This window comes from Bradyrhizobium sp. HKCCYLRH2047 (assembly GCF_051168175.1).
In the GTDB taxonomy this organism is placed as follows: domain Bacteria; phylum Pseudomonadota; class Alphaproteobacteria; order Rhizobiales; family Xanthobacteraceae; genus Bradyrhizobium.
Genome location: NZ_JBNPUM010000002.1, coordinates 384,989 through 409,941 on the forward strand (window position 1 = coordinate 384,989; position 24,953 = coordinate 409,941).

The window sequence follows — 24,953 nt, forward strand, 5'->3', positions numbered from 1 at the left end:
GGGCAGCCATGATGGGGCCCACGCGGCAACGCGCGATCATGCTGAACAGGGGCCTAAGGCGGGGTTAATCCAGTCCATTATACCGCCGGACGGCCGCGCCATTCGGCCAGCGGATCGGGCGGCGGGGCATGCGCGGGCAACAGCCAAAGCGTCGCCGCGCCCAGGGCGACGTCCGCACCAGCTCCGACGACGTGCCGATCTGCTACGGATCGAGCTCGGTGTCCCAATAGAGATAGTCGAGCCAGCTATCATGCAGGTAGTTCGGCGGGAACAGCCGGCCGTTGCGATGGAGCTGGTGGACGGTCGGCGCATAGGGCGCCTGCTTGGGGAACATCTTGGCCTGCTGCGGCGTCAGATTGCCCTTGCGCAGATTGCAGGGCGAGCAGGCGGCGACGACGTTCTCCCAGGTGGTCTGGCCGCCCTTGCTGCGGGGAATGACGTGATCGAAGGTCAGGTCGTCGCCGGAGTGGCAGTACTGGCAGGCGAAACGGTCGCGGAGGAAGACGTTGAAGCGGGTGAAGGCCGGATGCGTCGACGGCTTCACGAAGGATTTCAGCGAAACCACGCTGGGCAGCTGGATCTCGAAGGATGGACTTCGGATCGCGCGGTCGTAGTACTCGACGATATTGACGCGATCGAGGAACACCGCCTTGATCGCGTCCTGCCACGACCAGAGAGACAGCGGGTAATAACTCAGCGGCCGGAAGTCCGCGTTCAGCACCAACACCGGCCAACCGCCTTGCGAGACATGTGCGTTCAAGTAACGCTCCTGGCCTCCATAACGGCTGCGAAGCAGCATGCCCTGACATACTACATGCAGCGTGACGGGATTGTGAAGCCCCAAGAATGGCTTGACACATGGTTTGACCTGGCTTCTCCCGCCTTTCGAGCTGCGGTCAAAGCGCGTCAGAACCGTGGCAGAGCGCTCAGCCGCTGCACTGCAAATCAGTTGCATGTCCTCGGCCGGGGCCAGCATCCGCTGGTGGCCAAGGTCAGCCAGGGACGCGCTCCAGCTTCTGCAGACAGCGATGGATCCTGACCTCGTCCGGCATCGGCCGGTCCGGAAAGCTCGTGCTCCAATTGGTGACGCCGACCTCGCCGACATAGATGTCGCCGCGGCTGTCGATTGCGAGGCCATGCGGCGCCAGGAAACGGCCGGTTTCCAGCCCCGGGCCATGCTCGCCGCCGAGCCGCGCCAGTCGCTTGCCGCCGGCGTCCGTGATCGTGAGCCGGGGGCCGAGATTGGGAACGTTGAGGTTGACCGGCATGCCCGGACCGAGCTCGCCGATGATGAAGGTCTTGCGCCCGGCGCCGCAGGCGCACAGCGCGCAGGGCCGATGCAGATTGTTCCACTGCGTCTCGTAGCGCCCGTCGCCGTCGAAGATCTGGATGCGGTGGTTCTCGCGGTCCGCGACATAGACGAAGCCGTCGGCATCGGTCGCAATGTTGTGAACGATGTTGAACTGGCCGGGATCGGAGCCGGGCTCGCCCCAACTCCTGATGAGCTTGCCGTCCGGCGTGTATTTGTGGACCCGCGCATTGCCGTAGCCGTCGGAGACGTAGATCTCGCCGGATGGCGACAGCGCGGTGTGGGTGCAGCGGTTGAATGGTTCGCCGCTCATGAAGGGCGTCGGACGCTCCGGCAGGCCGATGGTCAGCAGCACCTTGCCCTCGGGCGTACATTTGCGCACGGTGTGATCACCATCGTCGGTGCAGTAGAGATTGTCGTCGGCGTCGATCGACAGGCCGTGGGCGCGGCTGAACAGCCCCTCGCCAAAACTCCTGATGAAATTGCCGTCGCGGTCGAACACGATCATCGGATGGGCGCCGCGATTGAAGGCGTAGACGCGGTCCTTGCTGTCGACGGCAACCGAGGCGACGTCGGTCAGCGCCCAGCCGTCGGGCAGCTTGGCCCAGCCCTTGACGACGCGATAGCTGTGCTCGCCGGAGCCGAGAGTGATGGACATGAAGCAGCCTCCGGGAATTCGCCTGATCTGAGCTGCCGCAAGGCTACACGCGACCGGCAACCGGCGGAAAGCGCCTCATGCCGTCATTGTCAGCATGTGCCCCTGATCCGGCGGAATGCGTCCTTGCAGCGTGTCGAGATAGATCCGCTGCACCGCGTCGGGACCGCGTCCATCTACGATCGTCAGCCAGCCGTCGAGCCGCGGCGCAAAGTCCTGCCACGCCGCGCCGAGCCGCTTTTCGATGCCGCCGGGTCCCCATTCCCTGGCGCGCTTCCTGATCTGGTCGGGCGCGAAGAACCAGGTGGGCCGGGCACCGGGAAGCGCGTCTGCGTCGTCAATGACGTCCTGATGCGTCAGCCCGACGCGGCCGGAATAGACCAGGTTGTCGCCGTAGCGTCGATGCAGCGCGGCGCGCAGACTGGCATTGCCGGCCATGTCGACGAAGGCCGCGCTCGTCCCCGCGTCGAACCTGTCGACCGCATCGTAGGTCACCACCTCGTCATAGCAGCCGAGCGAGCGGACGAAGGCCGCATTCGACGGCGAGGTCAGCCCGATCACGCGGATGCCCTGGCGCCGCGTATGCAAGAGGTGCGCGAGGCCGAACGCGGTCTTGCTCGAGGCCGAGGACAGGATGACGGTCGTGGCGCCGAAATGCGCCTGTTCGGCGAGGAAGTCGTCGACCAGGAACGACAGCATGAACAGCGGGCGCAACAGCGCCTGGTAGTCGCCTTGCCGTCCGGCAAAGGCGGGATCGTCGCCCACCCGTGCATAGGCGTTGTAGACCGGCGCGACGCCCTGGCGGTGTGCGGCCGCGTCGCGCAGGCCGCGCTTGCCGACGTCGGCGGCCTCGATCACGAGATGCGTCGCCATCGGGAAGTAGCCGAACAGGCGCTCGCCTTTGGCGACGGCAGGATGGCGGGACGCCACCACGTCGCCGAAGCCCCACACGGGAATGATGCCGAAGCCGTCGGGTGCAGGAAACAGCTGCCAATACTTCAACTGCTCGCCGAGCAGGGCATAGGTGATGTTGTTGGCGGTGAAGGCGAAGCGGTCTACCTTGACCAGCAGCGCCTCGGCCGGAAGCGCGTCGCTGCCGGGAAGCTCGGTGACGATCGTCTGGCACTGCTGCAGATCGCTGCGTGCGACGATGAAATCGGACGATTGCATGATGAAGACCCCGGCCATGCGATGATGTGCGTCGTGGTGCGATCCTGGCCGACATCGATGACCGTTTTGCAACCCCAACTTTGTTTGAAACGGCGTTCGCCGAAGTTGTTAGTTCGCCGGCGTGATGACGCCCTCGCGTTTCTTGAGCACGCGGTAATAGCTCCACCACAGATGCGCGGCCGCGCCGCGCAGCGGCCGCCAGCCTTCTGCAAGCGGCATCATCTGCTTCGCTGTCGGCCGCGCCGCAAGGCCGAGCCCGACCTTGACGGCCTCCTGCACGGCGAGGTCGCCGGCCGGCCAGGCGTCGCCGTGACCCAGACAGAACAGCAGATAGACGTCCGCGGTCCACGGTCCGATGCCGGGCAGGGCCGTCAGCCTCGCGTGCGCGGCATCGGCATCCTCATTGGCCAGCACATCGAGGTTGAGCCGTTCCGCGGCAAGCTCGCGCGCGATGTGCTTCAGCGTCTTGATCTTGGCGGCCGAGAGCCCGAGCCGGCCCAGCCGGTCGGCACGGGCGCGGCGGATCGCGTCGGCATCGAACGGATCGAACGCCCCCTGCAGCCGGCCCCAGATCGCCGCCGCGCTGGCGGTCGACAATTGCTGGCCGCAGACAATGTGCGCGATCCCGGCAAAGCCCGGCTCCCGCCGCCGCAACGCCGGCATGCCGGTGGCGGCGAGGATCGGAGCGAGGCGGTTGTCCTGCTTCACCAGCTCGCGGACCGCGTCCTCGAGAATGTCCTGGCTGTCGAGATGGAGGGTCATGTGTCTAAAGCTTTCTGCGTCGTCATGCGCGGGCTTGACCCGCGCATCCATCTCGGATCGAACGTAATTGAAGGATGATTGTCGGATCGCGCCAGCTCAAGTCCGGCAATGACAAGATGTCATGCCACCCGTTTTCCGATTTGCCCCCAGTCCGAATGGCTATCTGCATCTCGGCCACGCTTATTCGGCGCTGTTGAACGTCCGATGCGCGCAGCAGAGCGGCGGCCGCTTGCTGCTGCGCATCGAGGACATTGACCCCACCCGGTGCCGGCCGGAGTTCGAGCAGGCGATCTATGAAGACCTCGCCTGGCTCGGCATCACCTGGGAGCAGCCGGTGCGGCGGCAATCGGAGCACCTTGCCGAGTACCGCGCTGCGCTGGAGCGGCTGCAGGGTATGGGGCTCGTCTATCCGAGCTTCGAGAGCCGGGCCGAGATCGCGCGGCTGGTCGCACAGCGGGATGCGGACGGAGCCTGGCCGCGCGACCCCGACGGGGCGCCGCTCTATCCGGGGACGGCGACCTCGCTTTCCGAAGCGCGACGTGCGGGGCTGATGGCCGGTGGCGTGCCCTATGCCTTGCGGCTGGACATGGCCGCGGCGATCGCGCGCGTGGGCCGGCTGGCCTGGGACGAGCACGGCGCCGGGCCTTCGGGCGAGAGCGGCAGGGTCGAAGCAAGGCCGGAGGCGTGGGGGGATGTGGTTCTGGCGCGCAAGGAGACGCCGACCAGCTATCACCTGTCCGTCGTGCTCGACGACGTCCTGCAGGGGGTGACTGAGGTGGTGCGCGGCCAGGACCTGTTTCATGCCACCAGCGTCCACCGGCTGCTGCAGGTCCTGCTCGGCCTGCCGGCGCCGGCCTATCGGCATCACCAACTGATTCGCGACGCACAGGGCCACAAGCTGTCCAAGTCCACCCAGGCGACGGGATTGCGCGCCTTGCGCGCGGAAGGCGTCTCGCCGGCGGAAATCCGACACAGGATCGGCATGGTCTAGCCGCGTCCTGCCGCAAGCCCGATGTCTTCCCACGTTTCCGGCGGGGACAACCTCCGGGGCATCGTGACACCCGGAAACGACCGTGCCATGCTGCTCGATGGCGCGGGTAATCGGGAGCTTCAATCGAAAGCGGCACGACGAGACATGACAGTAGAAGTGCCCCTTCGTTTTTCGGAGTTCATGTCACAGGGGCCATGATGAAGCGCGTTCGGAACATGAGTACGGGGCGCCGGGCCCGACCGGCCGAGCCGGCTGCGCCCAGGCCCGCCGCGGCGTCGAGGCCGGCCGGTGGAAAGACGCCCTCTGGAATGGCGCCGTCGAAGGTCTCGTCCAAAGCAGGGAAGCCGAAGACGCCCGCCGCGAAGGCGCCGCCGGTCAAGGAGCGCGCCAAGGCGCGACCGCTCAAGAAGCACGTTCCTCAGGTCACGGCGATGGCGGGGAGCCGGCGCAGCGCGGCCAAGGCCGGATCAGCAAAACCTGGATCAGCCAAGCCTGGATCAGCCAAGCCCGTCTCGGCGAAAGGGGCGGCGTTCGCGCCCGGCGGACCAGGTGCGGGAGTCGTCGAAGCCGCCTTGGCGGTGTTCGCCCACGAGGTCCGCACGCCGCTGACAGGCATTCTCGCCATCAGCGACCTGCTCGCCACATCCGAACTCGGCGAGCGCGAGCGGCGCTGGGTCGACACCATCAAGGCCGGCGCGGAGCATCTGTCGAGCCTGGCGACCCTGTTCGTCGATGCCGCCAAGCAGGAGACCGCGGGGACGCTGCTGCGCGAGGATCTGTTCGACCTGCGCGTGCTGGCGCGCGCCGCCGGGGACTCGCTGTCCGGCCGCGCCGCCGCCAAGGGGCTGGAGGCCAAGGTCCGTGTCTCCGACGATTTGCCGGGGCTCGTCGTCGGTGACCCCGTGCGGCTACGCGCCGCACTCGAAAATCTGATCGATAATGCGGTGAAGTTCACCGAGCAGGGGGGCGTGGCGCTGGACATCGCGCTGGCCGGCAAGGCCGGGCGCGGCAGGCCGATCAGGCGCGCCGCCAAGGGCAAGGTCGCGGTCGCCTTCCGTGTTTCCGATTCCGGCATCGGCCTGACCCTGCAGGAGATCAAGCGGCTGTTCCGCCCGTTCAGCCAGGCCAATGTCTCGATCGCCTCGCGCTTCGGGGGCGCCGGCCTCGGCCTGTCCTCGGTTCGGCAAATCGCGCGCGCCATGGGCGGCGACGTCGCGGTGGCGCCGCATGAAGGCGGCGGCACGACCTTCACGCTGACCGTGGCGCTGACCGTGGCGGCCGCGCCGCACACCACGGCGGGCGGCTCGGAAGATGGCGTCACCCTGGGGCCGACGCGGCCCTTGCGCATCCTCGGCGTCGAGGACAATCCGTTCGGCCGCGTGGTGCTCAACACGATCCTCAACGAGCTCGGCCACCAGGCGGAGTTCATCGGCCGCGGCGAGGCCGCACCGGAGCGGATCATGGCCGGCAGCTACGATGCGGTGCTGATGGACATGGTGCTGCCCGGCATCAATGGTGTCGAGGCGATTGCCCGTATCCGCAAGCTGGATGCGCCTCACGGCACGATCCCGATCATTGGCGTCTCCGGACGCGGCGAGGACGAGGCGGCCTCGCGCGCCGCCGGCGCCGACGCGTTCCTGCTCAAGCCCGTTTCGCCGCGGGCACTAGCGACTGCGCTTCTTGGAGCGACACGCCGCGCGGCAGCCGCGACTTGATGATCGAGGCGTTCAACTCGCCGCCATACACGAAGATCGCGGCGATGAAATACAGGAACACCAGCGCGATGATCACCGATGCGAGCCCCGCATACATCGTGACGTAGTTGTTGGCGAACCGCGCCAGATACTGGCCGAACACGATGCCCGACACCAGCGAGGCGACGAAGGTGAAGACGATGCCGGGCATGATCTGCATGAAGCTGCGCCGGCCCGCCGGCAGCCAGGCATGCAGGATGAACAGCGCCACGATCAGCGCGCTGATGGTGATGCCGTAGCGCGACAGGTTGACGAAGCGCTCGTTGGCTTCGACCGCAAGCGGCAGGTAGCGCCGGGCGGTGGCCAGCATCAGCGGCCCGAGCACGATCAGGAACGACATCGCCAGCGCCGTGATCGCGGCGACCAGGGTGTAGCCGATCGACTCCAGCCGCAGCCAGTACCAGCGGCGCTGCTCGATCACGCCATAGGCGCGGTTGAGCGCGACCCGCAGCGCCTCGACGCCGTTCGAGGCGAAATAGACCGCGAGCACGGCGCCGATGGTCAGCGCGTCGGTCCGGGTCGTGGTCAGCACGTCGTGGATCTCGCCGGTCAGCGCATCCGCGACCTGGGCCGGCCAGGTCTGCAGCATCAGGGTGGCAGCCTGGTCGGCCAGATCCTTGGAGCCGAGAAAGCCGGCGAGCGAGGTCAGGACGATCAGAAACGGAAACAGCGCCATCAGGGTTGACAGCGCGATATGGCTGGCGATCGCCCAGCCGTCGTCGGCGAGGAAGGTGTAGAACGCGTCCATGACGACGTGGAAGATGTAGCGAAGCGCCTTCACCTGTTCCTGCACTCCGCGAAACGATGTGATTTGTACAATCCGATATTACGGGCCCAAAAGCCAGAAGTTGCAGCCCCTGGCGGTCCGATCCGGCATGGCGCTCCTGCGTCTGCGGTGTTATCTAGCCCGAATGGCTTCACTTCTCGGTAAATTCATCCTTCCCATCGCCGTCGGCGCGGTCGCGCTGGTGCTGTTTCTCGGCCTCGTCAACATGACGCGGGGCGGCTCGCCCAACCTGTCGCAGAAGCTGATGCGCTGGCGGGTGATCCTGCAGTTCGTCGCGGTCGTCATTGCCATGGCGGCGATCTGGGCGATGGGGCGCTGAGACCGAGACGCCGAGGCGTCGAGAAACGGACGTTGAGAACGCAGCATGGTGGTCCTGAATCGCATCTACACGCGGACCGGTGACGACGGCACGACCGCGCTCGGCAATGGCGAGCGGCGTCCCAAATACGATCTGCGCGTCTCCGCCTATGGAACCGTGGACGAGACCAACGCCGCGATCGGCGTGGTCCGGCTGCATCTGGCTGATGCGCCCGAAATCGATGCGATGCTCGGCCTGATCCAGAACGATCTGTTCGACCTCGGCGCCGATCTCGCGGTGCCGCAGCGCGAGGGCAAGGCGGAGCGGCTGCGCGTGGTCGCGAGCCAGGTCGACCGTCTGGAGCGCGACATCGACACACTGAACGAGCGGCTCGCGCCATTGACCTCGTTCGTGCTGCCCGGAGGGACCGCGGCGGCGGCGCATCTGCATGTGGCGCGTACCATTTGCCGCAGGGCGGAACGGATCATGACGGAACTCGCCGGCAAGCCGGACGAGCCGGTCAGCGAGGCCGCCATTCGTTATATGAACCGGCTGTCGGATTTCCTGTTCGTCGCCAGCAGGGCGGCGAACCGGAACGGCGCCGGCGACGTGTTGTGGGTGCCGGGGCAAAACCGTTAACCCGGGGGCGTGCGGGCCTGCTTTTTTCGCCCGTCGCGCGTTGACCGGGGGGGATGGGCGCTTTAGGTTCCGCGCCCGAAAGGTCAACCCCGGACAATTTAGAGCGAAAGAGGATCGATGAAGGTTCTGGTGCCGGTCAAGCGGGTGGTCGATTACAACGTCAAGGTCCGCGTCAAGAGCGATGGATCGGGCGTTGAACTCGCCAACGTCAAGATGTCGATGAATCCGTTCGACGAGATCGCCGTCGAGGAAGCGCTGCGGCTGAAGGAAGCCGGCAAGGCGACCGAGGTGGTGGTGGTCTCGATCGGGCCCGCGCAGGCCTCGGAGACGATCCGCACCGCGCTCGCGATGGGCGCCGACCGCGGCATCCTGGTCAAGGCCGAAGGCAATGTCGAGCCGCTCGCAGTCGCCAAGATCCTCAAGGCGGTCGCCCAGGAAGAGCAGCCTGGCCTGATCATCCTCGGCAAGCAGGCGATCGACGACGATAGCAACCAGACTGGCCAGATGCTGGCGGCGCTGCTCGGCTGGGCGCAGGCGACCTTCGCCTCCAAGCTCGAGGTCGAAGGGTCCGACTTCAAGGTTACCCGCGAGGTCGATGGCGGCCTGCAGACCGTGAAGCTGAAGGGACCGGCGATCGTCACCACCGATCTCCGCCTCAACGAGCCGCGCTACGCGTCGCTGCCGAACATCATGAAGGCGAAGAAGAAGCCGATCGCCGAGAAGACCGCCGCCGACACCGGCGTCGATCTCACGCCGCGGCTCGAGGTGATCAAGACCGCTGAGCCCGCGGGCCGCAAGGCCGGCGTCAAGGTCAAGGACGTCGCCGAGCTCGTCAACAAACTCAAGACCGAGGCGGGGGTGCTCTGATGGCCACGCTGCTGATTGCCGAACACGACAATGCGTCCGTCAAGGACGCGACCAACAAGGCGCTGACGGCGGCTGCAGCCCTCGGCGCCGATGTCGACGTGCTGGTCGCGGGTCAGGGCGCCAAGGGCGCGGCCGACGCCGCCGCCAAGCTCGCCGGCGTCAAGAAGGTGCTGCTCGCCGACGATGCTGCCTATGCGCATGATCTCGCCGAGCCGCTCGCGGATCTCGTGGTCAAGCTCGCCGCGAACTACGACGCGATCGTCGCGCCGGCGACCTCGCGCTTCAAGAACGTGATGCCGCGCATCGCCGCTTTGCTCGACGTGATGCAGGTGTCGGAGATCATCAAGGTCGTGGCGCCCGACACGTTCGAGCGGCCGATCTATGCCGGCAACGCGATCCAGACCGTGAAGTCGAAGGACGCCAAGAAGGTCATCACCGTGCGCACCTCCACGTTCGCAGCCGCGGGCGAAGGTGGCAGCGCGTCGGTGGAGAGCGTGGCGGCCGCCGGTGATCCGGCGCTGTCGAGCTTCGTCGGCGAGGAGGTCGCCAAGAGCGACCGTCCCGAGCTGACCTCGGCCAAGATCATCGTCTCCGGCGGACGCGCGATGCAGAGCCGCGAGAACTTCGCCAAGTACATCGAGCCGCTCGCCGACAAGCTCGGTGCCGGCGTCGGCGCCTCGCGCGCCGCGGTCGATGCCGGCTACGCGCCGAACGACTGGCAGGTCGGCCAGACCGGCAAGGTCGTCGCCCCGGAACTCTATGTCGCGGTCGGCATTTCAGGCGCCATTCAGCATCTGGCTGGCATGAAGGACTCCAAGGTGATCGTCGCGATCAACAAGGACGAGGACGCGCCGATCTTCCAGGTGGCCGACTACGGCCTGGTGGCGGATCTCTACCAGGCGGTTCCCGAGCTGACCGACGCGCTCGCCAAGCTCGGCAAGTAACGCTCAAGACACCGGCCGCATGGGACCGCGGCGGCCGGTGTTCTCACTTCCAAGGGCATGGACGGGCGCAGCAGGCGTGCCGTTCGGGTGGATGACAACATGGCTCAGATCAACAAGCTCGGAGTGATCGGCGCAGGACAGATGGGCAACGGCATCGCGCACGTTGCCGCGCTGGCCGGGCTCGACGTGGTGCTCAACGACGTCACCGCCGATCGGTTGAAATCGGGCATGGCGACCATCAACGGCAATCTGACCCGCCAGGTCGCGAAGAAGGTGATCTCCGAGGACGCCCGCAACCAGGCGCTCGGCCATATCTCGATCAGCGAAACCCTCGATGGCCTCGCCGATTGCGATCTCGTCATCGAGACCGCGATCGAGAAGGAGGACGTCAAGCGCAAGATCTTCCACGATCTCTGCGCGGTGCTGAAGCCCGAGGCGATCATCGCTTCCAACACCTCGTCGATCTCCATCACCCGGCTCGCCGCCTGCACCGACCGCCCCGAGCGCTTCATCGGCATTCATTTCATGAACCCGGTTCCGCTGATGGAGCTGGTCGAGCTGATCCGCGGCATCGCCACCGACGACGCCACCTTCGAGGCGGCCAAGGAGTTCGTCGGCCGGCTCGGCAAGCAGGTCGCCGTCTCCGAGGATTTCCCGGCCTTCATCGTCAACCGCGTGCTGCTGCCGATGATCAACGAGGCGATCTACACGCTGTATGAGGGCGTCGGGAACGTCGAGGCGATCGACGCGGCGATGAAGCTCGGCGCGCACCATCCGATGGGGCCGCTGGAGCTCGCCGATTTCATCGGCCTGGATACCTGTCTGTCCATCATGCAGGTGCTGCACGAAGGGCTGGCGGATTCGAAGTACCGGCCGTGCCCGCTGCTGGTGAAATATGTCGAGGCCGGCTGGCTCGGCCGCAAGACGCAGCGCGGCTTCTACGACTATCGCGGCCCCAAACCCGTGCCGACCCGCTGATTTTACCGCTGTCGGGCGCCACCGATACGCTTCGTTAAGGCTCCTCGGTTAGCGTGCCGGTAGCGAGGTATATGCGTATGGACATGAGCTTGGTGGCTGCGGTCATGGCGCAGCAGGCGAGTGCGACACAGCAGCAGGTCGCCACGTCGGTGCTGAAGCAGAACCTGAACGCCCAGAAGGACGCCGTCCTGACGCTGCTCGGCGGCGCGCAGCAGACGCTGTCGCTCGCCAATGCCGGCCCCGGCGTCGGCGGCAACCTCAACATCGCCGCCTGATAGTCCCTGATTAAAGCCCCGCGGCGGCCTTCGTCGTCGCCGCCTGGATCAGCTTGACCGCGTCGGCGCTGTCCCACTCGGCAGGTCCCGCGATGGTCGCGATCTCGCAGCCCTGGGCATCGACCAGCACCGAGGTCGGCATGCCCAGCGCGCGGCCGACCGCCTTGAGATCCTGGAACACCTTGGCCTTCGGGTCGCTGAAATAGGCGAGCTGCGTCAGCTTGGCGTCGTTCAGGAACGCCCTGGGCTTCTCCGGATCGCGGGTGTCGATGTTGACCGCGACCACCTGGAAGGCGTCGCTGCCGAGCTTGGCCTGCAGGCCGTCCAGCGCCGGCATCTCCTTGCGGCAGGGCACGCACCAGGTCGCCCAGAGGTTCAACAGCACCGTCTTGCCGCGGAAGTCCGACAGCTTCCTCGCTGCCCCCGTGCCGTCCTCGAAAGCGAGGTCCGGCAGTCGCAGCGGCACGGTTGCCGCCGTCAGCGCCGCCACCTCGCCCTTGATCAGCGGCGAGATCCGCTTGGCGGTGGCGACCGCCGCCTGACAGGCCTGGTCGCCCGCCGGCCGTCCCCTGAGCAATCCGCCAAAGGTCACCGCGGCGATGCCGGCCACGGCGACCACCGCCACGGCACCGGCCGCGAGCAGCGTTCGCCGCGAGGATGCGGGGCGGGCAGGGGACGTATCCGGCTTATCGTTTGTCATCTCGGGTCGGTTGCGGCTATCAGAGGCGCGAATTTCGGGAGTCCGGACGGTGTGTCCCATCCCGTGGCGATCAGCAAGGTCTTGGAAGCGGTTCAGGCATGAGCAACACGATGTGGGGCGGACGGTTCTCGGAGCGTCCCGACGAGATCATGGAGGACATCAACGTCTCGATCGACGTCGATCGCCACCTTTACGCGCAGGATATCGCCGCTTCCAAGGCGCACGCCGCCATGCTCGCCGCCCAGGGCATCATCACGGCGGGTGATGCGAAAAATATCGGGAAGGGTCTAGACACGATTTTGTCAGAGATCACCAAGGGTTCGTTCGAGTTCAAGCGGGCCCTGGAAGACATCCATATGAACGTCGAGAGCCGGCTGTCCGAGCTGATCGGCCCCGCCGCCGGCCGCCTGCACACCGCGCGCTCGCGCAACGACCAGGTCGCGACCGATTTCCGCCTGTTCGTGCGCGACGAGATCGACGACATCGACGCGGCGCTCGCCGCCTACCAGCACGCGCTCGCCTCCCGCGCGCTCAACCATGCCGGCACGGTGATGCCCGGCTTCACCCATCTGCAGACCGCCCAGCCCGTCACCTTCGGCCACCACCTGCTGGCCTATGTCGAGATGGCCGGGCGCGACCGCGGCCGCTTCCTCGATGCCCGCAAGCGCCTCAACGAATCCCCGCTCGGCGCGGCCGCGCTTGCCGGCACCTCGTTCCCGATCGACCGCCACGCCACGGCGGAAGCGCTCGGCTTCGACCGCCCGATGGCCAATTCGCTCGACGCCGTGTCCGACCGCGACTTCGTGCTGGAGACCTTGTCGGCCGCCTCGATCTGCGCCGTGCACCTGTCGCGCTTCGCCGAGGAGATCGTGATCTGGACCTCGCCGCTGGTCGGCCTGATCAAGCTGTCGGACAAGTTCACGACCGGCTCCTCGATCATGCCGCAGAAGCGCAATCCGGACGCCGCCGAGCTCGTCCGCGCCAAGACCGGCCGCGTCATCGGCGCGCTGAACGCGCTCCTGATCGTCATGAAGGGCCTGCCGCTCGCCTATCAGAAGGACATGCAGGAGGATAAGCAGGGCGCGATGGAGGCGTTCGCGGCGCTGTCGCTTGCGATCCGGGCCATGACCGGCATGGCGCTCGACCTGGTGCCGGACGAGGCCCGCATGAAGGCCGCCGCCGGCGAGGGCTACGCGACGGCGACCGATCTCGCCGACTGGCTGGTGCGGAGCCTGAAGATGCCGTTCCGCGAGGCCCATCACGTCACGGGGCGCATCGTCGCGCTGGCCGCCAGGCAGGGCGTGGCCTTGCACGAGCTGCCGCTGACGGCGATGCAGGAGGTCGAGCCGAAGATCACGGCCGACGTGCTCGGCGTGCTCTCGGTCGAGTCCTCGGTGAAGAGCCGCACCAGCTTCGGCGGCACCGCCCCGAAGAACGTGGCCTCCCAGGCCAAGGCCTGGCTGAAGCGGCTGGAAAAACAGCGGAAGTAGGGCTCCGTCCGAAATTTGATCGCCGCAATTTGATCGTCCCGGCGTGGCACTCCCGCACTCGTCAGGCCGGTTCAATCTCTGTATGGTGCCGCCCGCATGGGGATTTCACACGTGAATCGCGCTCGCCGTCCAACCTCCGCCGCCCGGGTCGTCCTCGTCCTGGGCGCCACAGCCCTTCTGCTGGCCGCCTGCGGCCGCAAGGGCCCGTTGGATCTGCCGGCCAACTCCCCGCCGGCGCCGCAGATGTCGGCCGCGCCCACCGACACCGCGACGGACGCCGCCAACAAGCCCGGCCTGTTCAACTCCGGCTACGGCGCTGATGCCGCCCCCGCCGCCACCCGCGGCCAGAAAAAACCCTTCATTCTCGACCCGCTGCTCGACAGCAAATAGCGGCTGCGGCCTTCCTCAACTGACCAGCTGGGCATCCGAGATCGAGCCCGCCTAATTCCACCGTCATGGCCGGGCTTGACCCGGCCATCCACGTGGTGTGGCATCCTGGGACGGACGTGGATGCCCGGGTCAAGCCCGGGCATGACGCCGGAGAGATAGCCGGCCACAAGCGAACTCCGCGGGCGATCGCCCCTCCCCCTCCTCGAGGGGAGGGTGGCACCTCAATTGACAATCCCACCCATTTCCCGGCAATTCGCCGCCACAATCACTCAATCTCGCAGCCCCGCGCGCGGACCCGACCCATGAACCATTTCGACTACCGCGACGGCGTGCTGCACGCCGAGGACGTCAATCTCGCCGAGCTTGCCTCAACCGTCGGCACCCCGTTCTACTGCTACTCCACCGCCACCCTGGAGCGGCACTACCGCGTGTTCGCGGACGCCTTCGCCGGCCAGGACGTGCTGATCTGCTACGCGATGAAGGCCAATTCCAACCAGTCGGTGCTGCGCACGCTGGCGAAGCTCGGCGCCGGCGCCGACGTCGTCTCCGGCGGCGAGCTGAAGCGGGCGCTGGCGGCTGGCATCCCCTCGCGCAAGATCGTGTTCTCCGGCGTCGGCAAGACCGAGGCCGAGCTGCGCGCCGCGCTCGCGGCCGACATCCACTGCCTCAACATCGAGTCCGAGCCCGAGCTCGATCTGCTGGCGCGGCTCGCCGTCGAGACCGGCCACACCGCCCGCATCTCGGTCCGTGTCAATCCCGACGTCGATGCCGGCACGCACGCCAAGATCTCGACCGGCAAGTCGGAGAACAAGTTCGGCATTCCCTTGGAGCACGCCCGCCGCGTCTATGCCCGCGCGGCCAAGATGCCGGGCATCAAGGTCACCGGCGTCGACGTCCATATCGGCAGCCAGATCACCGATCTCGGCCCGATGGAAACCGCGTTCCGCATCCTCACCGAGTTCGTGCAGACCCTGCGCGCCGACGGCCACGACATCTCCCATGTCGATTTCGGCGGCGGCCTCGGCATCCCCTATCACATGGACCGCGCCGTGCCGCCGGAGCCGGCCGCCTACGCCGCGATGGTCAAGCGCGTCAGCCACAATCTCGGCTGCACGCTGATGTTCGAGCCCGGCCGCATGATCGTCGGCAATGCCGGCATCCTGGTCGCCAAGGTGATCTATGTGAAGCATGGCGAGGCCAAGAACTTCGTCATCATCGACGCCGCGATGAACGATCTGATCCGCCCGACGCTCTACGAGGCCCATCACGACATCCTGCCGGTGCTTGAGCCCGCACCGAACGCGCCCGCCTTCGTGGCCGACGTCGTCGGCCCGGTCTGCGAAAGCGGCGACTACCTCGCGCTCGACCGCACGTTGCCCGAGCCCAAGCCGGGCGACCTCCTCGCCATCATGACCGCAGGCGCCTACGGCGCCGTGCAGGCCTGCACCTACAACACCCGCGCTTTGGTCCCCGAGGTGCTGGTCAAGGGCGACCAGTCCGCCGTGATCCGCCCGCGCATCGAGGTCGAGCAGCTGATCGCGATGGACACGCCGGCGCCGTGGCTGTGAGGGGGCCTGACGCGCACGCAGCTCGCGCGTCCACGCTCATCCGTCTCCACATCGTCATGGCCGGGCCTGTCCCGGCCATCCACGTCGTCCGGCATCCTGGGAACGACGTGGATGCCCGGGCCTTCGCCGCGCCGAAGCGGCTACGGCCGCGCAGGCGGGACAAGCCCGGGCATGACAGAGTAACTCATTAGCAGCCGTTCTGCCGCGATTGCCTAGTCCAGCCTCGCACATCGTGTACTTGCGTCTTTGTAATCCATAGATTACACTCCCCATATGGTCGACGTTCGCGAAACGCCCGGCTTCTCGCGTTGGCTGGCCGCGTTGAGCGATCAGCGCGCCCGTTTGCACATCGTCCGGCGGATCAGCCGGGTGGCTGCCGGAAACTTCGGCGATGCCAAGTCAGTTGGTGGTGCGGTGAGCGAGCTACGCGTCGACTACGGCCCCGGCTACCGCATCTACTTCACGAGACGCGGCAAGACCGTCGTGATCCTGCTCTGCGGCGGCGACAAGCGGACCCAGGACAAGGACATCAAGAAGGCCCACGACCTCGCGGCGACATTGGAGGATTGAGGATGAAGGTCAGCAAGCTCAAGAAATTCGACGCCGCTGAGCATCTCGGCACCCCGGCCGCCCGTGCCGAGTATCTCAACCTCGTGCTCGCCGACGGCGATCCCGCCGAGGTCCGCGACGCGCTCAATCTCGTCGCCCGCGCGCAGGGCATGAGCCAGGTCGCCAAGGCCGCCGGCGTGACGCGGGAGGGTCTCTACAAGACCCTCGGCGAGAACGGCAACCCGGAGTTCGCGACCGTCCTGCGGATCATCAATGCGATGGGAATCCGGTTGACGGCCGAGCCGGCCCGCGCCAAGCCGAAGACGAAAGCCGCGGCGTTGCGGTGACCCCAGTGACTGCAAGAAATTTTCGCTGCCGCTCGGACTGATGGAGACGAACGGCAGCAGGCAGTCGTGAGTTTCACACAGGGGCCCAGCAACTCCCTTAGGTTTCGTGCGCGTCCAAAAACCGGAAACAACAGGATGAACCTCGATCCGACCCTGGTTCGAGCGCTGCGCAACGCAGCCGAGGTCGGCGCTCCCGCATCGCAGCTCGTGATGATGATCGGTCGCCACCTGGATGCCCTCGATACCAACTTTCGCCTCTACGCGATTGCCTATATGCGTGAGGCGTTCTTCTTGCCGCTGCCCGAGGCCAGCACCGTCGGCGCGCTTGAAGTCTTCCCGGACGGACATTCATCTGCGGCTGATATCAATGATGAAATGAGGCCCATTCTCAATTCAACACGATCGAAATGGGCGTCGCATTCAGAGTAAGCGTCGCGCTCCCGAAATTCTCCCTTGAGCAAGCATCAGGACCCCCACCCATGAGCATTCGCGTCGGCATTGTCGGGATCAGCGGTTTTGGCGGCGGCGAGGCGATGCGCCTGGTCGCGGGGCATCCGGCGTTCGAGCTGGTCTACGCCGCGGGCGAGGGCAGCGCCGGCCAGCTTCTGGCGGAGCGCTTCCCCGGCGTGCCCGCCAGCCTCGCCGATCTCGTGATCGAGAAGTGGGACCCCGCGCGCCTGCCGCCGCTCGACGTGCTCATGGCCTCGCTCCCCACCGGCGCCTCGCGCGAGGCGCTGGCGCGCGTGCCGGGCCACGTGAAGATCGTCGACATCGGCGGCGACCACCGCTACGCCGACGGCTGGACCTACGGCCTCGCCGACGTCTGGCCGAGCGAGATCGCGGGCCAGACCCGCATCGCCAATCCCGGCTGCTTCCCGGCGGCGGCGCTGACCCCGCTGGCGCCGCTGCTCGCCGAAAAACTGATCTCGCCCGACAACATCGTGATCGACGCCAAGACCGGCATCTCCGGCGCCGGCCGCGGCGGCGACAGCAAATTCGGCTACGCCGAGAGCAACGAGAACCTGATCCCCTACGGCCTGCTCAGGCACGTCCACATGCCCGAGATCGAAAGCACGATCGCGCGGATCAGCGGCAGCAGCGCCACAGGCCTCGTGTTCACGCCGCATCTGGTGCCGATGACCCGCGGCATCCTCGCCACCATCTACGCCCGCGGCCGCGCCACCACGGCGCAATGCCTCGACGCCGCCCGCCGCTTCTATCGTGACAGCGCCTTCGTCCGCGTCACCGACGCGCCGCCGCAGACCAAATGGGCCACCGGCTCCAACCTCGCCTTCGTCAGCTACGCCGCCGACCCCGAGCGCAACCTGGTGATCGCGCTCGGCGTCGTCGACAATCTCGGCAAGGGCGCCGCCGGGCAGGCGGTGCAGAATGCGAATTTGATGTGCGGGCTGCCGGAGACGGCGGGACTGGAGGGGGTGCCGGTTTGGCCGTGAGGGGGAGGCGGCGCGCCAGACTGTTGATGAAGGTCAGCAAGTTGAACGAGTTCGATGCCGCTGAGCGCCTCCGCACGCCCGCGGCCCGCGCGGGGTATCTCAATATAGGGTCTCGCAAAACCAAAGGAGAGTCGGTATGAAAACGGTAGTTCCGGCCGCCACTCGACGGGCGATGTATGATCGGGCTATCGCAGCCCAGACTGCAATGGATCGCTGGGTCGAGTATCTTGCTACAATAAGTTCTGAGCAAACCCCTCCAGAAGAGAGGCGCCGTCCCGTGTGGCTCGGTCGAAAGAAGCCGGATTTCATCACCATTCCGTACAAGGAGTTTGAACTGCTCCTGCACGACCTTAGCCGTCATGCCGAAGAAATAAGGAAGCTGCGCAAGCCTATAATTCAGCGGTCAAACTAATAGCAGGCTGACAACCGAGCCGGTACGAGCGAAGCCTAAGACAAAAGATGCGGCGTTGCGATCGTACAGCGCATGTGCTGCACCAAAGTTAAGGTTTATTTTGTGAGCGCCCTGTAGAGAAGTTTGCCTCGATTGGTGATGATTGGGTTCCAAGCGTCGCGGTTCATGCGGCTGATGCACCCGAGTTGTTCGAGGTTTTCGAAGGAAACTAGAACCTCCTCAAGAGAGGACCTCGAACCCAATTTCGCGACAACGAAGTCGCGAGCATTAGGAGAAAGATCGCCGGTCTGCGAAGCCATCACTTCGAAAACAACAGCATCCATCGGGTCGAACTTCTTAAGCAACTCGATGAACGAACTCCGAACTAAGTGTGTTCGGTTTGGGTCGAACGCATTTGCTAGCAATCTTGCCCAAAGCTCCTTTAATGCCTCTCGTGTTTCGTCAACCGCTGCCTGCAGAATAGGGATGGCTAGTGTCGGGCTTGGCTCAACGCCCTTGACGCCACGATCGCCCAGGCGCCTTTCCAAGTCTGCGCTGAGGTCAATCCAACGCCTGCGGCGCCAGTACGCCACTTGGTCACCTATAAGGCCGACTAGATTTTCCGGTAAGGAGCCTAGGGTGTTGCTGAGATATCCACCGGCTGCACTGCTCGCATCAACGAGCTTTCCACCGAACTTTGCAGTCTCTTGAATGGCCTTTGCGGTGTCCTCTCCGATCAGGTCGTTACCCAATTTAAGCTCCTTTGAAGACCGTTTGGAACTACGGTGACAGTGTTGGACTGCACCAATGCACAAAACAGGCCGGCGACTAGCTGTTTTGTGCGTTTTCTTAGCCTTCGCCGACGTCAAGCTTTCTGGACTCGTTGCCGTCGAAGTATTCCTTCATCGCCAACTCTGTAAGCCTGAATTTGCGTCGCTTTTGTTCCATTAGCCGACTCACTAGGCCCTTCTGTTCCATTATCTTCCCTCTCTTGCCTACAAGTTGGTAAGAACAATCTAGATCTTCGGCAATCTCTGCAGCCATCAAATCGCGACGCTCGCCATAGAGCGTTTCCAAGATGCCGAGCTCGGTTGTGGGTAGTAACAGCTCGGGATTCACTTCTCGAAGGATTGTTTCATATTTCTTGGAAAGATTAGTTACTTTACATGTCCCTGTTCCGCACTCCGGGCATCTCATTCTATAGAGCTTCAAGCTATCAAGCTTGTCGAGGCCGAATATTGCTCCGCAGTCGGGGCATTTGATTTCCTGATTTGCGTGTAGGTAAGAGCGAATGATGTGGCTGGAATCAAAAATTCGTTCGACGAAATACAAACGAAACTCTCTGAGTCCGACTGGACGTCCAAACTCAATCGAGTGCTTCTCGCACAAGCCGAAGTTTAGTGCGAAGACGGATACCTTTCGGCCATCTCGATCTTTCATTTCAAAGTATTTTGTAAGGAAAAAGTTTAGCTCTAGCGTTGAAAGCACGCCTTCAAGCTCAGAGATGACATGAAAATGGCTTGTCGGGGGGCGGCCCGCAATTTTCTGCATAAGAGCAGAATCGCGGTATCTTCGCAATTCTCGCGCTCTATCGACAAGGAGCTCTAAAAGCTCCTTAAGGCTATAGACCGATAGGCGTTCGTCAAATCGCTCGTGCCGAAATTTTTGAATTCCGAAGAAGGGCTCGATCTTTTCTTCGTAATATTTCCGCGCGCCGTCTCGAACGGCTCTCGGGCCTATGTACTTGCCATAAACAACGTGAGATTCGTAGAGATTGGATAAGATGTGTCCCAAGTTCCTTGGGTTTCCCATCGTGGCAAAGAAAAGTAAGCTGGCCACGTCCTCAGGATTTGATTCAACAAAGTCCCCCAGGCGCGCGTTGCAGAACTGTTTCAGTCGAGCGTCTATAAGGCGGGACGTAAAATCGATCGCCTTCTCCTCCATATTCGAAACATCGTTCGAGCCATAAAGCTTGAACGGATCAAGGAAGGCCTCATCGATCTTTGTCTTGTCTATTTGACCGTAATATATCCGTCCCGGATATGCCGCGATCTTGAACTTTATTAGCTCTTGAGACCAGTTATTAAGCGGCGCCAAGATCGAATCCACGAAGATTGACATCGCGTCTTCGGGCAACTCTGAAAAATCATCGATAAAAACGTACAGGCGCTTTATACCAAAGCCGTCCAGAATGTCGCTAAGCTCACTTATGATCGTTTTTACGTTGAACGACCTGAGGAGAATTTGAGCGAATTCATTCTCGTTTTGGTTGGATGAGGATGCTGATGCAGTCAATGAACCATCAGTGGCGATCTTAGCGGAACCGGTCGTATCCGCCTTAACACTCGCGGAAGCCTTTGCGTTGAGAGAGGCGTCGGCTTTTGATGCCGTTTTCTTTCCGACGACTTTTATACCGGTGATGTCTTGAAATACGCTGTTTCTTGAACTGTCGATTAGCTCGTCTAGAGCCTCGAACACTTCATCAGACGAAGACAGGAGGCGATCTTTGAGGCGAGACAGAAAGGATCTTTCGATTTGCTTTCGCAATTCAGATCGAATTTCAATTAGAACTGCTTTGACGAATTCCTCGTAGAGTAGGATGCGCCTTACGCTTTCCGGAGGGAGAGCCCCCTGTGAGGCCTCAATCTTCTGAAGTAACGTGGGATCGACCTCAGCTGACTCGTATATCGTCTTGATGTCCAAGTATGCCGAAACAGAGTGATTTTGTTTGCGGATCTCGTGCTGGGCTCGCTGAAAGATTGTTGATTTGCCTGTGCCCTTGCGGCCAATCAGGAACGTCGTGTTTGGCCTCATCATCGTATGGAAGATGCCTTCGCTGGGTAGTGGATCAACGTAAAGCTCTTCTATCAGCGGCTTATCCCCTTCTTCCGTGGTAAGCTCCGCCCGACGATAGAGCTTCAGGGATTGAGCAGCATCAGCGAATTGTTTTCGTTGCTTTTGAGTGAAGGGCATGTATTCCGCTTTGTTTAAAAAATCAGCCTGGAGGCGAGATAAATGGATTCTCACCTAGGAGTGGTATCATAGCTGATCGCTGCGATCACTTGCAATCGTCGCGCACGGAGTTTGTTTGATCTGGCTCCGTGATACTGAGCGAGGAACTTTAGGATGATGAGGATGCGCATAACTAGCCTTTCAGATGCTGCGTCTGCGTTGATCAAACGGATATCGTGCGCCTGGAGCGGTCGGGGCGGCGGCGCTCAGTTCTGTTCGGTCGCTTGGAATATGACTTGCGTTTTATCCGAAATCATGCTCTACTCCCCGGTATCCCGTCCCGCTGAGGGGGCGCTTCGCGATCGTCACGGACGTCGGGTGCGGGATGCGGTGGGCGCATGGGGACGCAGCGTGGGCTTGCTCGCGCGGACGAACGATCCCGGTGCGACGAGGAAGTCGCGTGGTTCTGGCATCCCGGTGCTGATGCCAAGGGGGCGATGACGTGTCGTCCGCGACGGGGCCAACAAGCCGGTCCCCGGGAAGAGCGCGTATAAATCGTAACACCATCGCGCAGGGAAGGCCGGGTGATCTCGGCTGAGCCTGTGGTTCTGCCGCGTGCTTTTTGCTGCACGCGGACCATGGGCGCCGGCCGGCGCCCGGTCTTCCCTGCGCCCTCTGTTCGAGGAGGGTGAGATGTCGGGCATCACTCGGGCGCGGATGGCGTCGCGGGAGCAATGGGGCTTGTCTTGCTGATGATTTCTCCGCGGAGTGTTTGATGATCCGTGGCGGGATGTTCGCCACAGGCGTCATTGCGAGCGTAGCGACCTGTCCGCCGAAGCCCATCGGGCGAAGGCGGTCGCTGCGCTCGCAATGACGGAGTTTGAGGCAGGCGCCTGCGCCACACATTCGGCTGCCGCACCCGTAACTCCCCGGGAACCCGCCCCCGGTCACACTCCCGTGTGGATCGACTGCGTAGGCGGGAAAGTCTTGGCACGGCGCGTGCCTCATGGATGCCTTTGTGATAGGGTGAACATCCGGGCAACCTGGAGAAATCGTTGAGCGGCCTCAGCAACGAGCCGGCCCCGCCGGCAAGCAGCACTCCCGACGGCCTTGCGCGGCTGAAGCTGACGCAGGCGCTCAAGCGGGCGCAGTACGCCATCGCCTGGGAGCGCGGCTGGCCGCATCTGGCGCGGCTGTTGATGGTCGTCGGCCTGTTCCTGATCGTGTCCTGGGCCGGGCTGTGGCTCGGCCTGCCGTTCGCGGCGCGCATGATCGGCGTGTTGCTGTTCCTGCTGCTTTTGCTCGGCGCCGCCGTGCCGATGCTGCGCTACCGCTGGCCGAGCCGCGAGGAGGGCCTGGCGCGGCTCGATCGCGGCTCGGGCATCGCGCATCGCCCGGCCACCGCGCTCACCGACACGCTCACCACCAAGGATCCGATCGCGCAGGCGCTGTGGCAGGCGCAGCGCGAGCGCACGCTCGCCTCGGTCAAGCGTATCCGCGCCGGCACGCCCCGGCCCCGGCTGTCGCTGCACGACCCCTGGGCGGTGCGCGCGCTGGTCGTCGTGCTGCTGGTCGCGACCTATGTCGCGGCTGGCGACGAGCGGCCGATGCGCATCGCCTCGGCGTTCGACTGGAACGGCGTGCTGACCCCGGTCACGGTCCGCGTCGATGCCTGGATCAAGCCGCCGCTCTATACCGCGAAGCCGCCGATCATCCTGTCCGCCGCCAACAAGGAAGGCGCGGTGCCGGCGAGCGGCCCGATCGTGGTGCCCGCGGGCTCGACCCTGATCATCCGCTCCAGCGGCGGCACGCTCGACGTCATCACCGGTGGCGGCGTCACCGAGGCCGCGGCGAACGAGGTCGCCGCCGGCGACGCCGCGCCGAAGGGCACCACCGAGAAGCACTACACGATCAAGGCCGACGGCACCGTGCATGTGCGCGCGCCGTCGGGGCAGCCGCAATGGGTGTTCGCGGCGACGCCGGACAAGCCGCCGGTCATCAGCATGGCCAAGGACCCGGAGCGCCAGGCGCGTGGCTCGCTGAAGCTGTCCTACAAGATCGAGGACGATTACGGCGTGACCGAAGCCCGCGCCAAGGTCGCCGCGCGCGCGCCTGAGGCCAAGCCGGACGCCAAGACGACTGATACGCCGGCGGCGCGGCCGCTGTTCCAGCCGCCGGAGTTTCCGCTGGTGCTGCCGAACGCGCGCACCCGCAACGGCGTCGGCCAGACCGTCAAGGATCTGAGCGAAGACCCCTATGCCGGCGCCGACGTCACGCTGACGCTGACCGCCAAGGACGAGGCCGGCAACGAGGGCACCAGCGAGCCGTTCGAGACCAGGCTGCCGGAGCGGCTGTTCACCAAGCCCTTGGCGCGGGCGCTGATCGAGCAGCGGCGGATTTTGGCGCTCGACGGCAACCGCAATGGCGACGTGTTCACCGCGCTCGACGCGCTGGCGATCGCGCCGGAGCTGTTCTCGCCGGAGCTCGGCCAGTATCTCGGCCTGCGCGCGGTGACGCGGCAGCTCGAGGCCGCCCGCACCGACGACGCGCTGCGCGAGGTCGTCGCGAGCCTGTGGGCGCTCGCGGTGACGATCGAGGATGGCAACATCAGTGACGTCGACAAGGCGCTGCGCGCGGCGCAGGACGCGCTGAAGCAGGCGCTGGAGCGTGGCGCCAGCGACGAGGAGATCAAGAAGCTCGCCGAGGATCTGCGCCGGGCGATGGACAACTACATGCGCCAGCTCGCCGAGCAGCTGCGCAACAACCCGCAGATGGCGCAGCGGCCGCTCGACCAGAACACCAAGGTGCTGCGCCAGCAGGACCTGCAGAACATGATCGACCGCATGGAGCGGCTGTCGCGCCAGGGCGACAAGGAGGGCGCGCGCGAGCTGCTCGAGCAGCTTCAGCAGATGCTGGAGAATTTGCAGATGGCGCAGCCCAACCAGGGCGGCGACAACGACATGGAGCAGGCGCTCAACGAGCTCGGCGACATGATCCGCAAGCAGCAGCAGCTTCGCGACAAGACCTTCAAACAGGGCCAGGACTCGCGGCGCAACCGCAACAAGCAGCAGGGCGACCAGGACCAGAGCATGGGCGACCTGCAGCAGGACCAGCAGGCGCTGCGCGACCGGCTGAAGCAGTTGCAGGAGCAGCTCGCCAAGCGCGGCATGGGCCAGCAGGGCGAAAAGGGACAGAAGGGTCAGAAAGGCCAGAAGGGCCAGCCCGGCCAGCAGGGCGAGCAGGGGGATCAAGGCGACCAGGGCGATTCCGGCGACGGGCTCGACGATGCCGACAGCGCGATGGGCGATGCCGGCAGCCAGCTCGGCGACAACAATGCCGACGGCGCGGTGGAGTCGCAGGGCAAGGCGCTCGATGCGCTGAAGAAGGGCGCGCAGAGCCTCGCCGAGGCGATGCAGCAGGGCGACGGCGACCAGCCCGGCGACGGTCCGGGCCAGCGCGCCGGCCGCCAGCAGGGCGCGCAGCAGACCGATCCGCTCGGCCGTCCGATGCATCCCGGCCGCGACATCGACGATTTCTCGCAGAAGATTCCCGGCGAGATCGACGTGCAGCGCGTCCGCCGCATCCTCGAGGAGCTGCGCCGCCGGCTCGGCGATCAGTCGCGGCCGCAGCTCGAGCTCGACTACATCGAGCGGCTGCTGAAGGATTATTGAGGCGCGGCCGGT

The 24,953-nt window shown here is 64.8% G+C and carries 24 protein-coding genes; 16 read left to right on the forward strand and 8 right to left on the reverse strand.

Annotation, left to right across the window (positions count from 1 at the left end):
* Positions 1 to 202 precede the first annotated feature (202 nt).
* The 4 genes from ACQR1D_RS05295 to ACQR1D_RS05310 all read right to left on the reverse strand — a co-directional run bounded on the left by ACQR1D_RS05295 (position 203) and on the right by ACQR1D_RS05310 (position 3,896).
* Positions 203 to 760, reverse strand: coding sequence for an HNH endonuclease (locus ACQR1D_RS05295; protein ID WP_042340571.1), 558 nt, complete (start codon positions 758 to 760; stop codon positions 203 to 205).
* Positions 761 to 992: 232 nt separating this feature from the next.
* Positions 993 to 1,967, reverse strand: a complete 975-nt coding sequence (locus tag ACQR1D_RS05300; RefSeq protein ID WP_316217991.1) for a peptidyl-alpha-hydroxyglycine alpha-amidating lyase family protein — start codon at positions 1,965 to 1,967, stop codon at positions 993 to 995.
* A 75-nt stretch (positions 1,968 to 2,042) separates the two neighbouring features.
* The gene (locus ACQR1D_RS05305) at positions 2,043 to 3,134 is read right to left on the reverse strand and encodes a DUF2855 family protein (RefSeq protein ID WP_434838002.1); all 1,092 of its coding nucleotides are present in this window, start codon (positions 3,132 to 3,134) and stop codon (positions 2,043 to 2,045) included.
* Positions 3,135 to 3,242: 108 nt separating this feature from the next.
* On the reverse strand, positions 3,243 to 3,896 hold the full coding sequence (locus ACQR1D_RS05310) for a DNA-3-methyladenine glycosylase family protein (RefSeq protein WP_434838001.1): 654 nt from the start codon (positions 3,894 to 3,896) through the stop codon (positions 3,243 to 3,245).
* A 121-nt stretch (positions 3,897 to 4,017) separates the two neighbouring features.
* Here ACQR1D_RS05310 and gluQRS point away from each other — a divergent pair, with 121 nt between their 5' ends.
* Positions 4,018 to 4,887, forward strand: a complete 870-nt coding sequence (gene gluQRS, locus ACQR1D_RS05315; RefSeq protein ID WP_316237109.1) for a tRNA glutamyl-Q(34) synthetase GluQRS — start codon at positions 4,018 to 4,020, stop codon at positions 4,885 to 4,887.
* A 572-nt stretch (positions 4,888 to 5,459) separates the two neighbouring features.
* A complete protein-coding gene (locus ACQR1D_RS05320) occupies positions 5,460 to 6,602 on the forward strand; it encodes an ATP-binding protein (protein WP_409998000.1) in 1,143 nt (380 codons plus the stop codon).
* On the opposite strand, the gene ACQR1D_RS05325 is transcribed toward ACQR1D_RS05320, so the two are convergent.
* On the reverse strand, positions 6,529 to 7,422 hold the full coding sequence (locus ACQR1D_RS05325) for a YihY/virulence factor BrkB family protein (RefSeq protein ID WP_316217986.1): 894 nt from the start codon (positions 7,420 to 7,422) through the stop codon (positions 6,529 to 6,531). The genes ACQR1D_RS05320 and ACQR1D_RS05325 overlap by 74 nt on opposite strands.
* 130 nt (positions 7,423 to 7,552) lie before the next feature.
* Here ACQR1D_RS05325 and ACQR1D_RS05330 point away from each other — a divergent pair, with 130 nt between their 5' ends.
* The 6 genes from ACQR1D_RS05330 to ACQR1D_RS05355 all read left to right on the forward strand — a co-directional run bounded on the left by ACQR1D_RS05330 (position 7,553) and on the right by ACQR1D_RS05355 (position 11,429).
* A complete protein-coding gene (locus tag ACQR1D_RS05330) occupies positions 7,553 to 7,747 on the forward strand; it encodes a twin transmembrane helix small protein (protein ID WP_015664263.1) in 195 nt (64 codons plus the stop codon).
* A gap of 45 nt (positions 7,748 to 7,792) precedes the next feature.
* Entirely contained in the window at positions 7,793 to 8,365 is a 573-nt protein-coding gene (locus tag ACQR1D_RS05335; protein ID WP_315805679.1) for a cob(I)yrinic acid a,c-diamide adenosyltransferase, read from the forward strand.
* 117 nt (positions 8,366 to 8,482) lie between these two features.
* Complete coding sequence (locus ACQR1D_RS05340; protein WP_316237108.1) at positions 8,483 to 9,232, forward strand: electron transfer flavoprotein subunit beta/FixA family protein; 750 nt, start codon at positions 8,483 to 8,485, stop codon at positions 9,230 to 9,232.
* Complete coding sequence (locus ACQR1D_RS05345; protein WP_316237107.1) at positions 9,232 to 10,176, forward strand: electron transfer flavoprotein subunit alpha/FixB family protein; 945 nt, start codon at positions 9,232 to 9,234, stop codon at positions 10,174 to 10,176. The genes ACQR1D_RS05340 and ACQR1D_RS05345 overlap by 1 nt, the downstream gene beginning before the upstream one ends.
* 99 nt (positions 10,177 to 10,275) lie before the next feature.
* A complete protein-coding gene (locus tag ACQR1D_RS05350; RefSeq protein ID WP_315718147.1) occupies positions 10,276 to 11,154 on the forward strand; it encodes a 3-hydroxybutyryl-CoA dehydrogenase in 879 nt (292 codons plus the stop codon).
* Positions 11,155 to 11,231: 77 nt separating this feature from the next.
* Positions 11,232 to 11,429 carry a putative motility protein gene (locus ACQR1D_RS05355; protein WP_315718145.1) on the forward strand — a complete coding sequence of 66 codons (198 nt, stop codon included), beginning with the start codon at positions 11,232 to 11,234 and terminating at the stop codon, positions 11,427 to 11,429.
* Between the two features lie 10 nt (positions 11,430 to 11,439).
* Here the strand turns inward: ACQR1D_RS05355 and tlpA are convergent, their stop codons facing one another.
* Positions 11,440 to 12,129: a thiol:disulfide interchange protein TlpA gene (tlpA, locus tag ACQR1D_RS05360; protein ID WP_434838000.1), complete on the reverse strand. Its 690-nt coding sequence runs from the start codon at positions 12,127 to 12,129 to the stop codon at positions 11,440 to 11,442.
* 98 nt (positions 12,130 to 12,227) lie between these two features.
* Between tlpA and argH the strand changes: the two genes are divergently transcribed.
* From argH to argC, 7 genes are all read left to right on the forward strand, one after another.
* Positions 12,228 to 13,619 carry an argininosuccinate lyase gene (argH, locus tag ACQR1D_RS05365; protein WP_434837999.1) on the forward strand — a complete coding sequence of 464 codons (1,392 nt, stop codon included), beginning with the start codon at positions 12,228 to 12,230 and terminating at the stop codon, positions 13,617 to 13,619.
* Between the two features lie 96 nt (positions 13,620 to 13,715).
* Entirely contained in the window at positions 13,716 to 14,009 is a 294-nt protein-coding gene (gene lptM, locus ACQR1D_RS05370) for an LPS translocon maturation chaperone LptM (protein WP_316181243.1), read from the forward strand.
* Between the two features lie 302 nt (positions 14,010 to 14,311).
* Positions 14,312 to 15,577, forward strand: coding sequence for a diaminopimelate decarboxylase (gene lysA, locus ACQR1D_RS05375; protein ID WP_434874369.1), 1,266 nt, complete (start codon positions 14,312 to 14,314; stop codon positions 15,575 to 15,577).
* Between the two features lie 273 nt (positions 15,578 to 15,850).
* Entirely contained in the window at positions 15,851 to 16,147 is a 297-nt protein-coding gene (locus ACQR1D_RS05380) for a type II toxin-antitoxin system RelE/ParE family toxin (RefSeq protein WP_434881712.1), read from the forward strand.
* Positions 16,148 to 16,149: 2 nt separating this feature from the next.
* The gene (locus ACQR1D_RS05385) at positions 16,150 to 16,473 is read left to right on the forward strand and encodes an addiction module antidote protein (RefSeq protein WP_434864156.1); all 324 of its coding nucleotides are present in this window, start codon (positions 16,150 to 16,152) and stop codon (positions 16,471 to 16,473) included.
* Between the two features lie 135 nt (positions 16,474 to 16,608).
* Positions 16,609 to 16,902 (forward strand): hypothetical protein, encoded by a 294-nt coding sequence (locus tag ACQR1D_RS05390; RefSeq protein ID WP_315805689.1) that lies wholly within the window; start codon positions 16,609 to 16,611, stop codon positions 16,900 to 16,902.
* A gap of 50 nt (positions 16,903 to 16,952) precedes the next feature.
* Complete coding sequence (gene argC / locus ACQR1D_RS05395) at positions 16,953 to 17,927, forward strand: N-acetyl-gamma-glutamyl-phosphate reductase (protein WP_434893776.1); 975 nt, start codon at positions 16,953 to 16,955, stop codon at positions 17,925 to 17,927.
* A gap of 507 nt (positions 17,928 to 18,434) precedes the next feature.
* Here the strand turns inward: argC and ACQR1D_RS05400 are convergent.
* Both ACQR1D_RS05400 and ACQR1D_RS05405 read right to left on the reverse strand, forming a co-directional pair.
* The gene (locus tag ACQR1D_RS05400; protein WP_434893775.1) at positions 18,435 to 19,070 is read right to left on the reverse strand and encodes an Abi-alpha family protein; all 636 of its coding nucleotides are present in this window, start codon (positions 19,068 to 19,070) and stop codon (positions 18,435 to 18,437) included.
* 97 nt (positions 19,071 to 19,167) lie between these two features.
* Positions 19,168 to 21,291 (reverse strand): BRcat domain-containing protein, encoded by a 2,124-nt coding sequence (locus ACQR1D_RS05405; RefSeq protein ID WP_434893774.1) that lies wholly within the window; start codon positions 21,289 to 21,291, stop codon positions 19,168 to 19,170.
* Between the two features lie 1,034 nt (positions 21,292 to 22,325).
* On the opposite strand from ACQR1D_RS05405, the gene ACQR1D_RS05410 reads away from it, so the two are divergent.
* Positions 22,326 to 24,941 (forward strand): TIGR02302 family protein, encoded by a 2,616-nt coding sequence (locus ACQR1D_RS05410; RefSeq protein ID WP_434893773.1) that lies wholly within the window; start codon positions 22,326 to 22,328, stop codon positions 24,939 to 24,941.
* Positions 24,942 to 24,953: the final 12 nt, after the last annotated feature.

What these genes read in the sequence shown, in the direction of transcription:
- ACQR1D_RS05380 (WP_434881712.1), top strand. Translation starts at nt 15,851, where the DNA reads ATGGTCGACGTTCGCGAAACGCCCGGCTTCTCGCGTTGGCTGGCCGCG.
- lysA (WP_434874369.1), top strand. Translation starts at nt 14,312, where the DNA reads ATGAACCATTTCGACTACCGCGACGGCGTGCTGCACGCCGAGGACGTC.
- ACQR1D_RS05350 (WP_315718147.1), top strand. Translation starts at nt 10,276, where the DNA reads ATGGCTCAGATCAACAAGCTCGGAGTGATCGGCGCAGGACAGATGGGC.
- tlpA (WP_434838000.1), bottom strand. Translation starts at nt 12,129, where the DNA reads ATGACAAACGATAAGCCGGATACGTCCCCTGCCCGCCCCGCATCCTCG.
- ACQR1D_RS05305 (WP_434838002.1), bottom strand. Translation starts at nt 3,134, where the DNA reads ATGCAATCGTCCGATTTCATCGTCGCACGCAGCGATCTGCAGCAGTGC.
- ACQR1D_RS05300 (WP_316217991.1), bottom strand. Translation starts at nt 1,967, where the DNA reads ATGTCCATCACTCTCGGCTCCGGCGAGCACAGCTATCGCGTCGTCAAG.
- argH (WP_434837999.1), top strand. Translation starts at nt 12,228, where the DNA reads ATGAGCAACACGATGTGGGGCGGACGGTTCTCGGAGCGTCCCGACGAG.
- ACQR1D_RS05340 (WP_316237108.1), top strand. Translation starts at nt 8,483, where the DNA reads ATGAAGGTTCTGGTGCCGGTCAAGCGGGTGGTCGATTACAACGTCAAG.
- ACQR1D_RS05310 (WP_434838001.1), bottom strand. Translation starts at nt 3,896, where the DNA reads ATGACCCTCCATCTCGACAGCCAGGACATTCTCGAGGACGCGGTCCGC.
- ACQR1D_RS05355 (WP_315718145.1), top strand. Translation starts at nt 11,232, where the DNA reads ATGGACATGAGCTTGGTGGCTGCGGTCATGGCGCAGCAGGCGAGTGCG.
- lptM (WP_316181243.1), top strand. Translation starts at nt 13,716, where the DNA reads ATGGGGATTTCACACGTGAATCGCGCTCGCCGTCCAACCTCCGCCGCC.
- ACQR1D_RS05335 (WP_315805679.1), top strand. Translation starts at nt 7,793, where the DNA reads ATGGTGGTCCTGAATCGCATCTACACGCGGACCGGTGACGACGGCACG.
- gluQRS (WP_316237109.1), top strand. Translation starts at nt 4,018, where the DNA reads ATGCCACCCGTTTTCCGATTTGCCCCCAGTCCGAATGGCTATCTGCAT.
- argC (WP_434893776.1), top strand. Translation starts at nt 16,953, where the DNA reads ATGAGCATTCGCGTCGGCATTGTCGGGATCAGCGGTTTTGGCGGCGGC.
- ACQR1D_RS05385 (WP_434864156.1), top strand. Translation starts at nt 16,150, where the DNA reads ATGAAGGTCAGCAAGCTCAAGAAATTCGACGCCGCTGAGCATCTCGGC.
- ACQR1D_RS05405 (WP_434893774.1), bottom strand. Translation starts at nt 21,291, where the DNA reads ATGCCCTTCACTCAAAAGCAACGAAAACAATTCGCTGATGCTGCTCAA.
- ACQR1D_RS05330 (WP_015664263.1), top strand. Translation starts at nt 7,553, where the DNA reads ATGGCTTCACTTCTCGGTAAATTCATCCTTCCCATCGCCGTCGGCGCG.
- ACQR1D_RS05390 (WP_315805689.1), top strand. Translation starts at nt 16,609, where the DNA reads ATGAACCTCGATCCGACCCTGGTTCGAGCGCTGCGCAACGCAGCCGAG.
- ACQR1D_RS05345 (WP_316237107.1), top strand. Translation starts at nt 9,232, where the DNA reads ATGGCCACGCTGCTGATTGCCGAACACGACAATGCGTCCGTCAAGGAC.